The organism is Sphingobium sp. MP9-4 (assembly GCF_005281675.1).
GTDB classification, from domain to species: Bacteria; Pseudomonadota; Alphaproteobacteria; order Sphingomonadales; family Sphingomonadaceae; genus Sphingobium; species Sphingobium yanoikuyae.
Map to the genome: position 1 here is coordinate 1 of NZ_LUFI01000037.1, position 10,939 is coordinate 10,939.

Consider the following 10,939-nt stretch of genomic DNA (forward strand, 5'->3'; position numbering starts at 1 on the left):
GGCGGGTGCGGCCACCGGTGCCGGGCGCGGCGCCTGCGGCACGGCGACGGCCGGGCGGCTGGCGAAGCTGAACGGCTGGGTCAGCGGTGCGGCCTGGCTGCCGACTTCATTGTCGATGCCGGTCGCGACGACCGACACGCGGATCTTGCCGTTCAGATTGTCGTTGAAGGCGCTGCCCCAGATGATGTTCGCATCGGGGTCGACCAGTTCGCGGATATGGTTGGCCGCTTCGTCGACTTCCATCAGGCGCATGTCGTCGCCACCGACGATCGACACGATCACGCCCTTGGCGCCGCGCATCGACACGCCGTCGAGCAGCGGGTTGGCGATCGCCTTTTCCGCCGCCTGGAGCGCACGGCCGTCGCCTTCCGCTTCGCCGGTGCCCATCATCGCCTTCCCCATCTCGCCCATCACCGAACGCACGTCGGCGAAGTCGAGGTTGATGAGGCCCGGCATGATCATCAGGTCGGTGATCGAGCGCACGCCCTGCTGCAGCACCTCGTCCGCCATCTGGAACGCTTCCTTGAAGGTCGTGTTCGGGTTGGCGATCAGGAACAGATTCTGGTTCGGGATGACGATCAGCGTGTCGACATGCTTCTGCAGCTCGTCGATGCCGCTTTCCGCCGACTTCATGCGGCGATTGCCCTCGAAGGTGAAGGGCTTGGTCACGACGCCGACGGTCAGGATGCCCTTTTCACGCGCCGCCTTGGCGATGACCGGGGCCGCACCGGTGCCGGTGCCGCCGCCCATGCCGGCAGTGATGAAGCACATATGGGCGCCTTCCAGCGCCTGTTCGACGGTGATGATGGTTTCTTCCGCAGCCGCGCGACCGATTTCGGGGCGCGAACCGGCGCCCAGACCCTCGGTGATCTGCGGGCCAAGCTGGATGCGCCGTTCGGCCGGCGAGGCGTTCAGCGCCTGCGCGTCGGTGTTGGCGACGATGAAGTCGACGCCCTCGACGCTGGCCGCGATCATGTTCGCGATGGCGTTACCGCCTGCACCGCCAACGCCTATCACCGCAATGCGTGGCTTCAATTCATCCACATGCGGCGGGCTGATCTCGATGCTCATATACTTTGCTCCCTCAGCTTCCTCGTCAGGAAGTGACAACCGTCATCAATTGTTAACACCAGAAAATAGAGTATTTCACCTGCTATTTTCGTTTTCGTTCAAATTCGCTCAGTAATTCGTCCGCATCGCCCGCATCATGCGCTGCCACCATTGCGGGGCGCCCAGACGATGCACGGTTTGCGGCGCAGGCGCCATCGCCCTAAGATCAACCGGGTTTGAAGCGCCGTAAAGCGCCAATCCGGCCAAAGTAGCGAAGGCCGGGCCACTATGCGCTTCGGGCATGGCTGACAAGCCGCGCGGGCGACCGACCCGCACCGCACGCCCCAGTGCGCCTTGCGCATAGTCGGCAATGCCCTTCATCTCCGCGCCACCGCCGGTCAGCACGACCTGACGCCCGGTGCTGTTGAAGCCCATGCCGGCCAGCGCCGCATTCACTTCCGCCATGATCTGGTTCAGTCGTTCGCAAATGACGCCGACCAGCGCCGCGCGGGTGATCTTGCCGCCCTCTGCATTGGGGCCGGCGCTCTGCCCCGGAATGGCGACATCGCCATGGGGCGTCGCGATCTCGATCATCTCGCGGAAGTCGCGGCGGTTCTGCATCGCTGAACCATAGAAGCATTTGATCCGCTCCGCCTGGCTGCGGCGAATGCCGAAGGCCGAAGCGATATCATCGGTAATGTCGGACGCACCCATCGGGATCGAATGCAGCCCCACCAGCATGCCGCCGGCATAGAGCGATACATTGGTGACCCCTGCCCCCATCTCGACCAGCGCCACGCCCAGGTCGCGTTCCTCTTCCGACAGGCAGGCGAGGCCCGTGGCGATCGGCGAAGCGACGATCGAATTGACGTTCAGATAGGCGCCACGCACGCACAGGTCGAGATTGGCGAGCGGCGCGCCATCCGCCAGCACCACATGGATATCGACGCCCAGCAGATCGGCATGCATGCCAAGCGGCTTCTTCACCGGCACCTTGCCATTGATGGTAAAGCAGGTCGGCTGCGCATGCAGGATGATGCGGCCATCGGGGTCGATACCCTGCTGGCCGGTGGTCAACAGATCGTCGATGTCCGGCTGCTCGACGCGATAGCCGCCCATGTCGCGCTCGACCGTGACGACGTCGCTGACCAGGCTGCCACCCGAGAAGCTGACCCAGACATCCTCGATATTGGTGCCGGCGACACGCTCGGCCTGTTCCACCGTCTCGCGCACGGCCAGTTCGGTGCGTTCCATGTCGGCGATGAAGCCGCGGCGCACGCCCCGGCTTTCGCGCTGGCCGGTGCCCAGGATCGCCAGCTCACCCGTATCGGTACGCCCCGCGATCAGCGCGGACACCTTCCACGATCCGATATCGATCGCGGTGATGAGCTTTTCGACCTTGGGCTGTGCCATGACTTAGCCTTCCTCGCCCGCGGCAGGCGCACTTGCGGTCTTTTCCGCCTTGGCGTCCGCCGCTGCCGGCTTATCGCTGGTCTGGCCCTGCGGCAGACGCAGCACGAAACGATCGGGATCGCGCATGTCGAACTTGACGATGCCCCGGCCGAGCAACCGGTTGACGCCATCCATGCGCGCGAAATTCACCAGCGCGGCCGCCGATGTCTGTTCCCCCTCAGGCAGCGACAGCGTCTCCCCAGACTGAAAGCGCAGATCCCAGCGACGGTTTCCGACCCAGGTCGCACCAGCCAGCATCGGCTTCAAGGCAGGCGCGCTTTCCATCAGCTTGTTGAGGCCAGCGGTCTGGAGATTGGCGTTGGGGCCGACCACCAGCGGCAGGTCCGGCATCGCCCCGGCCGACACCGATTGCAGCACCACGCCCGCCACGTCGATCAGATGCAGTTGCCCGTCATGCTGCCACACCGCGACCGGATCACGCTCGACGATATCGACGACCAGCGTGTCGGGCAGGCGGCGGGAAATGCGCGCATCCTTGACCCAGCCGAGCTTCAGCATTTCCTGCCGCACCTTGGGCAGGTCGAGCGAGAGCATCGAGCGATCGACCTGGCCGAGCGCGATATTATAGACCGGCATCTCGTCCATGCGCTCGACGCCGCGCACCTCGACCTTCTCCACCTCGAAACCGGCGCGCGCGGCCAGGCTTGCCGCCTGCTGGCGCGCCATGTCGGGCAGCCCCGCATAGATGGCGATGGCGATCAATATACCACCGAAGATCGCGAAGATCGCCCAGGTCGCCAGCTTCTGCAGCGTATCCTCGCTGATCGGCAGCAGTTCGAGCAACCGATCGAAGGAGGACTGGCGCTTGAGCTGGCGGCCACGGCCCGATCCGGCCTTGGCGCGCACCTTGCCCCGCGCCGTGCTCAGCCGCGCCGTGCCGCCGCGCCGGATCCGTGCCTCAGCCATTGCCAGCCCCCATGTTCGGCCCCCTCGTCAATGCTTCCTCGCAGATCCGCTCGACCAGCTCGGCATATTCGATACTCAGCTTTTTCGCCTGTTCCGGCACCAGGCTCAAGGGGGTCATGCCCGGCTGGGTATTGACCTCCAGCAGGTAAAGCCCCTCGACGCCCTGGCTGTCGTCCCAGCGGAAGTCGGAGCGCGACGCGCCCTTGCAGCCAAGCAACTGGTGCGCCTGGAGCGCGATCGCCTTGCATGCCTGCGTGATCTCGTCCGGTATCTCCGCCGGGCAGACATGTTCGGTCATGCCGTCGGTATATTTGGCGTCGAAATCATAGAAGCCGCTCTTGGGGCGCAGCTCGGTAACGAGCAGCGCCTCATCGCCCAGCACGGCGGTGGTCAGCTCGCGCCCGCGAATATAGGGTTCGGCCAGAAGCTCGGGAAATTCCTGCCAGGGGCCGACGCTGTCACGGGCGATGGGATTGCCATAATTGCCCTCGGCCGTGACGATCGCGACGCCGACCGAGCTGCCCTCATTGACGGGCTTCAGAACATAGGGGCGCGGCAGCGGATCGCCGGCGTACAGGCTCTCGCTCGTCACGATATGGCCGCCGGGCATGGGGATACCGTGCGGCACCAGCGCCTGCTTGGTCAGCTGCTTGTCGATCGCGATGACCGATGTGGCAAGGCCGCTATGGGTGTAGGTGAGGCCCATCAGGTCCATCATGCCCTGCACCGTGCCATCCTCGCCCGGCACGCCATGCAGCGCGTTGAACACCACGTCCGCCCCGGTTTCGGTCAGGCGCGCGGCAACGTCGCGATCCATGTCGATCCGCGTGACCCGATGCCCACGCGATTCCAGCGCCTTGGCAACGCCCTCGCCGCTCGACAGCGACACCGGCCGCTCCGCCGACCAGCCGCCCATCAGTACGGCGACATGCCAGGGACCACGGCTCATGCGTAACACTCCAGATACATCGTCATGCCAGCGAAGGCTGGCATCTCACTGCCTTTGAACGCAGCGAAGGAAGAAAAGAGGGATCCCAGCCTTCGCTGGGATGACGGATTGGGAGCACAAATCACTTCGCCAACCCCACGGCATCTCTGTTTGCGCCGTCGGCAAACATGCCGACACGCTGGATTTCCCATTCCAGCTCGACGCCGCTCTTTTCCTTCACGCGGCGGCGGACTTCCTCGCCCAGCGCTTCGATGTCGGCGCTGGTAGCATCGCCGGTGTTGAGCAGGAAGTTGGTGTGCTTCTCACTTACCTGCGCGCCGCCCAGCGCGAGGCCGCGACAGCCCGCTTCATCGACCAGCGCCCAGGCCTTGTGCCCGTCCGGATTCTTGAAGGTCGATCCGCCGGTCTTGCTGCGCAGCGGCTGGCTTTCCTCGCGCGCGGTGGCGATGCGGTCCATTTCCGCCTGGATCGCGGCCGGTTCGCCGGGTTCGCCGCGGAAGGTGGCCGACACGACAACCGCGCCGTCGACCATGTTGGAATGGCGATAGCTGTAATGAAGATCGCGGTTGAGCAGGGTCACCTGCTCCCCCGAACGCAGCACCACCTCGCATTCGACCAATATGTCCGCAGTCTCGCGGCCATAGGCACCGCCGTTCATCCGCACGAAGCCGCCGACCGTGCCGGGGATGGAACGGAGAAATTCAAGACCGGCAATGCCGGCATCCCGCGCCGTCGAGGAGACGAGGATGCCCGACGCACCGCCGCCGCAGACCAGGGTGGTGGCGTCCAGCGCCTCCACCTTGGCGAAGGGCTTGCCCAGGCGCACGACCACGCCCGGCACGCCGCCATCGCGGACAATGAGGTTGGAGCCGAGGCCGAGCGCCATCACCGGCATGGCCGGATCGAGCATGGCAAGGAAATCGGACAGGTCGTCGGCGTCCTTGGGCTCGAACAGCCATTGCGCCGCCCCGCCCGCCTTGAACCAGACGAGCGGTGCCAGCGGCGCATCGGCCTTGAGCGTGCCGCGAACGGCCGGGAGAGAAGCCATCACCGTCAACCGCGCACGCCCCAGAGATTCATCCAGCTCTTCATCGCCTTCATGCCCGCCTCGCCGGCCTGATGCGCCGCCATGCCAGTCTGCACCTGCTTCTGCGCCGCCTCGACCATGTCGCGCGCGACTTCCACGCCCTGCATCTGCATGTCGATCATGCGCTTCTGCATTTCGAGGCCGACATTGAAGAGCTCGAACATCAGGCGGTTTCCTTGACCTTGGCGGTGACCGCAGCGGACAGGCCCGCCGCCCATTTGGTGATGTCGCCGGCCCCCAGGCAGATGATCATGTCGTCGGCCTGGACATCGGCGGCGATGACGCGGGCAAGATCGTCCGCATTGGCGACGGTGGCGGCGTTGCGATGGCCACGGCGCTTGAGCCCGGCGACCAGCGCCGCGCTGTCGACATCCTCGATCGGCTGCTCGCCAGCGGTATAGACCGGGGCGGCATAGACGATGTCGGCGTCGTTGAAGGCCTGCTGGAAATCATCCATCAGGTCGCGCAGGCGGGTGAAGCGATGCGGCTGGACCACGGCGATCACCCGGCCCTTCGCGCCTTCGCGGGCGGCGGCGAGCACCGCCTTGATCTCGACCGGATGGTGGCCATAATCGTCGATGACGGTGGCCACGCCTGCCCCGGCCGGGATTTCGCCGACCTTGGTGAAGCGGCGCTTCACGCCGCCGAACTTGGCAAAGCCGGTCTGGATGGTCGCGTCATCAATGCCCATCTGCAGCGCCACGCCGATCGCGGCCATCGCGTTCAGCACATTGTGGCGGCCGGGCATAGGCAGTTCGATGCCCTCGATCCGGCGGGTCGCGCCGTCGCGCTCGCGGATCTGGACGTCGAAGCGATTGCCGCCGGGCACCGGCTGGACATTCTCGCCGCGAATATCGGCCTGGGCAGAGAAGCCATAGGTGACGATGCGACGGTCCTGCACGCGCGGCAGGATAGCCTGCACCTCGGGATGGTCGAGGCAGAGCATCGCCGCACCATAGAAGGGCACATTTTCGACAAACTCGACAAAGGCGTCCTTCACCGCGTCGAAGCTGCCATAATGGTCGAGATGTTCGGGATCGATATTGGTCACGACCGCGATCGTGCCGTCGAGGCGCAGGAAGCTGCCATCGCTCTCATCGGCTTCCACGACCATCCAGTCGCTGTTGCCCAGGCGCGCGTTGGAGCCATAGCTGTTGATGATGCCGCCGTTGATGACGGTCGGATCGACCCCGCCCGCGTCCAGCAGTGCCGCGACCATCGAGGTGGTCGTGGTCTTGCCATGGGTGCCGGCGATGGCGACCGTGGACTTCAAACGCATCAGTTCGGCCAGCATTTCCGCGCGGCGGATCACCGGCACGCGATTTTCCAGCGCCAGCTCGACTTCCGGATTGCCGCGCTTGATCGCGGTCGAGGTGACGACCACGGCGGCATCGCCCAGATTTTCGGCCTTGTGGCCGATCATCACCTTGATGCCCTTGGCGCGCAGCCCTTCCACGACATAGCCTTCGGCGACGTCGGATCCTTGAACCTTGTAACCCAGATTATGCATGACTTCGGCGATACCGGACATGCCGATGCCGCCAATGCCGATGAAATGGATCGTGCCGATGTCGGTGCCGACACCCTTCATGCCTGATATTCCTTGTTCCAATATCCGTTCGCCCTGAGCGAAGTCGAAGGGCCCAGCAGAGCCGCAGGCGAAGCGGCTTCGCTCCGCTCAGCAGAGGGCTTCGACAGGCTCAGCCCGAACGGGGAGAGATATGTGCGGATCATGCAGGGACGCCCTGCAAATTGAGCGTGGTCGGCGTGGGGCCGACGCGAAGCGGGTCATTCATGATCGGCGCGGGGCCGATGCTTTCGAGCAGGTCGGCCATGTCGCGCGCCGCATCCGGGCGGCCACAGGCGCGGGCGCGCTTGGCGGCATTTTGCAGGGCGCCCGGTTCCAGCGCCATCTTCTGCATCTGCTTGGCCAGTTCCACCGCAGTGAAGCGCGACTGGGGGATGGTGCGGGCGCCACCGGCCTCGGTCATCTCGCGCGCATTGGCGGTCTGATGATCGTCCATCGCGCTGGGCAGCGGCACCAGGATGGCGGGGCGGCCGGCGCAGGTCAGCTCGGCCAGGGTCGATGCCCCTGCCCGCGCGATCATCAGGTGCGACCAGCCCAGCTTTTCGGGCACGTCGTTGAAATAGGTGGCGAGATCGGCCGGGATTTCCATCTCGGCATAGGTGGCGCGGACGCGCTCGATATCCTCCGCGCGGCACTGCTGCGTCACCTGAAGGCGGCGGCGCAGCGCGATCGGCAGCATCGACAGCCCTTCGGGCACGACGCTCGACAGGATGCTCGCCCCCTGGCTGCCGCCGATCACCAGCACGCGGAACACGCTCTCGTCGGTCAGCGCGGGAAATTCCTCGTCGCGCAGCGCCTTCACTTCCTCGCGCACCGGATTGCCGACCAGATGCACCTTGCCGGCATATTTGTCCTTGAGGCGCTCGACCACCGGATAGGCGGTGGCGATCGCGTCGACCCGACCGGCGAGCAGACGGTTGACCCGGCCCAGCACCGCATTCTGTTCATGGATCGCGGTCGGGATGCCGTCGGCCAGCGCGCCCAGCAAAGCGGGCATGGCGGGATAGCCGCCAAAGCCGACCACGGCAGTCGGCTTGAACGTGTCGTTGAGACGGCGAGCCATCGCCCGGCCGGCCAGGATCGCCTTCAGGGCGCCGGGCCAGCTCGCCGGATTCTTGGTCATGCGGCCCGCCGGCATGACATGGACCTGCGCCTTATCGAAGATGCCGGGGATCTTGGCGCCGCGTTCATCGGTGACAAGGGCGACATGATGGCCGCGCGCCATCAGTTCCTCTGCCACCGCATGCGCGGGAATCATGTGACCACCCGTCCCGCCGGCGGCGAGGACAAAGTGACGGGAAATGCTCATCGACCACTCCATTTGACGACCGTGTGCCGACCCATGAAGGGGTTGCGCCGCGTGAATGCGAGCAGCAGGCCGACGCCGATACAAAGCGCGAGCATAGAGGAGCCACCGTAGCTGATAAAGGGCAGCGTCATGCCCTTTGACGGAAAAATCTGCGCATTGACGCCCATATTGATAATCGCCTGCAGCCCGAACTGCGTGGTGAGGCCGGCGGCGGCGAGGATGGTGAAATTATCCTCCTCGTCCAGCAGGCGCAGCAACACGCGCACGACGATCGCCAGATAGACGCAGGCGATGGCGATGCAGGCGAGCAGGCCGAACTCCTCGCCGATCACCGAGAAGATATAGTCGGTATGGGCTTCGGGCAGGCGGAACTTGTTCTGCCCCCCGCCCGGCCCGACGCCGGTGAAGCCGCCATGGGTGATGGTGCGGAAGGCCAGGTCCGTCTGGTCCGGGCCAGTATCCATCTGGACGCCGATGCCCAGGAAGTCGTTGATGCGCTGGCGGCCATTTTCATAGAACATGTAGACCGCGACAAGCCCCGCCAGCGCCAGCCCGCCCAGCATGGCGATCCAGCGCATTTCGAGGCCCGAGAGCATCAGCAGCACGCCCCAGCAGGCAAGGAAGATGACCGTCTGGCCAAAGTCCGGCTGCTTCATCAGGATCGCGGCGATCAGCAGCGTCATCGCGCCGGTGAGCGGCATCACCGGCAGGCTCTGGTCCTTGGCGCGCAGCGACAGCAGCCAGGCCAGCGTCACGACATAGACGGGCTTCAGAAATTCCGAGGGCTGGAAGCGGAAGCCCGGCAGGTCGATCCAGCGCTTGGCCCCGTTCACGGTGGAACCCAGCAGCGGCACGAACAGCAGCATCAGGAAGAAGAAGACGGCCAGGAAGATTGCCAGCCGCCGCGCCTGTGGCCGGGGCAGCATGGAGATGACCAGCATGATCGGCAGGCCGATGAACACCCACATCAGCTGGCGGTAGAAATAGATCAGCGGATTGACCGCCACCTGCGCGGTCGAGCGGTCGATCGCGGCCACCGGCGATGCGGCGGCCACGGCGACCAGCCCGATCGCCATCAGCGCGACGATCAGCGACAGCAGCACCCGGTCGATTTCCCAGAACCAGATGGCCAGCGCGGTACGCTCGCGCGGCACGGTGCGGGTCTTGAAGCCCTTCACCAGTTCGCCCGCCCTGAACATGCCCTTACGTCCCTCGCTATCCATCCCGTTGCCCCCGATCGCCCTGCCTATTCCAGTGCGTTCTATTCCAGTGCGTTCACGGCCGCGGCAAAGGCATCGCCGCGCGCCTCGAAATCCCGGAACTGGTCGAAACTGGCGCAGGCCGGCGACAGCAGCACGACATCGCCCGGCTGGGCAATACGCGCGGCGCGACGGACGGCGGCGCTCAGCATCTCGCTGTCATCGACCGCCATGTGCGGCCGCAACAGGTCGGCAAACATGTGGCCCGCCTCACCGATGGTGTAGGCATGGGCGATATTGCCATAATAAGGCGCGCATTCGTCCAGATTGTCGGACTTGGCGACGCCGCCCAAAATCCAGTGGATGCGCGGCTTGCCATCCTTGGCCGGCCAGGCGCCCAGCGCCGGCGCGGTCGAGGCGGCATTGGTCGCCTTGCTGTCATTGACGTAGAGCACGCCATTATGCGTTCCCACCGCCTGCATCCGGTGCGGCAGGCTGGCATAGCTGGCGAGCGCGGCCATGATGGTCGCGTCATCAATGTCCAATGCCCGGCCGACGGCGATCGCGACCGCGGCATTCTGGGCATTGTGCGGCCCCCGCAGCGACGGCCAGCCAAGCTGAGCCTCCGGATCGATATCGGCGGCCTTCACTTCGCGCAGTTGCGCCGGGGCCGATGCGGCGATGCCACGGCTCGGCTCATCCTCGGTCGCGATGACCGCGACATGGTCGGCCGATTGCATGGCGAACAGCCGCGCCTTCGACGCGACATAGCCGGCAAAACCATTGTAGCGATCAAGATGGTCGGGCGTGATGTTGAGCAGCACAGCGACATCGCAGTCGAGGCTGTGGGTCAGGTCGATCTGGTAGCTGGACAGTTCCAGCACATAGATGCCCACGCCATGCAGGTTCGGCTCCAGCGGCTCCTGCCCCAGGATCGGCAGGCCGATATTGCCGCCCATCCGCGCCGGGAAGCCGGCCTGTTCGATGATGTGATGGATCAGCGCGGTGGTGGTTGACTTGCCGTTGGTGCCGGTGATGCCGACGACCTTGTGCGGCGGCAGCGTCGGCCGGGCGAGCGCGAACAGTTCAATGTCGCCGATGATCGGCACGCCGGCGATCTTCGCCCGCATCGCGATCGGATGCTTGTTGAGCGGCACGCCCGGCGACACGACGATGCCGTCGAAACCGGCCAGGTCGATCTCCATCGGGTCGCCCAATTCAGCCTTGTCGGCGACGGCCGCCCGCGCTTCCTCGCGACTGTCCCAGGCGACGACGCGCGCGCCGCTGGCGACGAGCGTCTCGACCGTGGCCAGCCCCGAACGGGCCAGCCCCAATACGGCGTAGGTCTTCCCCTTGAAGGCCTGCGAAACGATCATCC

10 protein-coding genes are annotated in these 10,939 nt (G+C 65.5%); all 10 read right to left on the reverse strand.

What is annotated here, in order from left to right:
* Positions 1-1,071 (reverse strand): cell division protein FtsZ (ftsZ, locus tag A0U87_RS12255; protein WP_137405600.1); only part of this gene is annotated, 1,071 nt, incomplete at its 3' end.
* Positions 1,072-1,179: 108 nt separating this feature from the next.
* Complete coding sequence (ftsA, locus tag A0U87_RS12260; protein WP_004207952.1) at positions 1,180-2,463, reverse strand: cell division protein FtsA; 1,284 nt, start codon at positions 2,461-2,463, stop codon at positions 1,180-1,182.
* A gap of 3 nt (positions 2,464-2,466) precedes the next feature.
* Positions 2,467-3,429: a cell division protein FtsQ/DivIB gene (locus A0U87_RS12265; RefSeq protein ID WP_037510504.1), complete on the reverse strand. Its 963-nt coding sequence runs from the start codon at positions 3,427-3,429 to the stop codon at positions 2,467-2,469.
* Positions 3,422-4,378 carry a D-alanine--D-alanine ligase gene (locus A0U87_RS12270; RefSeq protein WP_048938802.1) on the reverse strand — a complete coding sequence of 319 codons (957 nt, stop codon included), beginning with the start codon at positions 4,376-4,378 and terminating at the stop codon, positions 3,422-3,424. The genes A0U87_RS12265 and A0U87_RS12270 overlap by 8 nt, the downstream gene beginning before the upstream one ends.
* A 121-nt stretch (positions 4,379-4,499) precedes the next feature.
* Positions 4,500-5,426 (reverse strand): UDP-N-acetylmuramate dehydrogenase, encoded by a 927-nt coding sequence (gene murB / locus A0U87_RS12275; protein ID WP_170978394.1) that lies wholly within the window; start codon positions 5,424-5,426, stop codon positions 4,500-4,502.
* Between the two features lie 5 nt (positions 5,427-5,431).
* On the reverse strand, positions 5,432-5,629 hold the full coding sequence (locus A0U87_RS12280; RefSeq protein WP_004207957.1) for a hypothetical protein: 198 nt from the start codon (positions 5,627-5,629) through the stop codon (positions 5,432-5,434).
* Positions 5,629-7,056 carry a UDP-N-acetylmuramate--L-alanine ligase gene (murC, locus tag A0U87_RS12285; RefSeq protein WP_048938800.1) on the reverse strand — a complete coding sequence of 476 codons (1,428 nt, stop codon included), beginning with the start codon at positions 7,054-7,056 and terminating at the stop codon, positions 5,629-5,631. The genes A0U87_RS12280 and murC overlap by 1 nt, the downstream gene beginning before the upstream one ends.
* 139 nt (positions 7,057-7,195) lie before the next feature.
* Positions 7,196-8,362 (reverse strand): undecaprenyldiphospho-muramoylpentapeptide beta-N-acetylglucosaminyltransferase, encoded by a 1,167-nt coding sequence (gene murG / locus A0U87_RS12290; protein ID WP_004207959.1) that lies wholly within the window; start codon positions 8,360-8,362, stop codon positions 7,196-7,198.
* Positions 8,359-9,561: a putative peptidoglycan glycosyltransferase FtsW gene (locus tag A0U87_RS12295; RefSeq protein ID WP_010336276.1), complete on the reverse strand. Its 1,203-nt coding sequence runs from the start codon at positions 9,559-9,561 to the stop codon at positions 8,359-8,361. The genes murG and A0U87_RS12295 overlap by 4 nt, the downstream gene beginning before the upstream one ends.
* A gap of 62 nt (positions 9,562-9,623) precedes the next feature.
* Positions 9,624-10,937 (reverse strand): UDP-N-acetylmuramoyl-L-alanine--D-glutamate ligase, encoded by a 1,314-nt coding sequence (murD, locus tag A0U87_RS12300; protein ID WP_048938799.1) that lies wholly within the window; start codon positions 10,935-10,937, stop codon positions 9,624-9,626.
* Positions 10,938-10,939 lie beyond the last annotated feature (2 nt).

Excerpts from the sequence above, each read along its gene's own strand:
- ftsA (WP_004207952.1), bottom strand. The coding sequence starts at position 2,463 with ATGGCACAGCCCAAGGTCGAAAAGCTCATCACCGCGATCGATATCGGA.
- A0U87_RS12265 (WP_037510504.1), bottom strand. The coding sequence starts at position 3,429 with ATGGCTGAGGCACGGATCCGGCGCGGCGGCACGGCGCGGCTGAGCACG.
- A0U87_RS12270 (WP_048938802.1), bottom strand. The coding sequence starts at position 4,378 with ATGAGCCGTGGTCCCTGGCATGTCGCCGTACTGATGGGCGGCTGGTCG.
- murB (WP_170978394.1), bottom strand. The coding sequence starts at position 5,426 with ATGGCTTCTCTCCCGGCCGTTCGCGGCACGCTCAAGGCCGATGCGCCG.
- A0U87_RS12280 (WP_004207957.1), bottom strand. The coding sequence starts at position 5,629 with ATGTTCGAGCTCTTCAATGTCGGCCTCGAAATGCAGAAGCGCATGATC.
- murC (WP_048938800.1), bottom strand. The coding sequence starts at position 7,056 with ATGAAGGGTGTCGGCACCGACATCGGCACGATCCATTTCATCGGCATT.
- murG (WP_004207959.1), bottom strand. The coding sequence starts at position 8,362 with ATGAGCATTTCCCGTCACTTTGTCCTCGCCGCCGGCGGGACGGGTGGT.
- A0U87_RS12295 (WP_010336276.1), bottom strand. The coding sequence starts at position 9,561 with ATGTTCAGGGCGGGCGAACTGGTGAAGGGCTTCAAGACCCGCACCGTG.
- murD (WP_048938799.1), bottom strand. The coding sequence starts at position 10,937 with ATGATCGTTTCGCAGGCCTTCAAGGGGAAGACCTACGCCGTATTGGGG.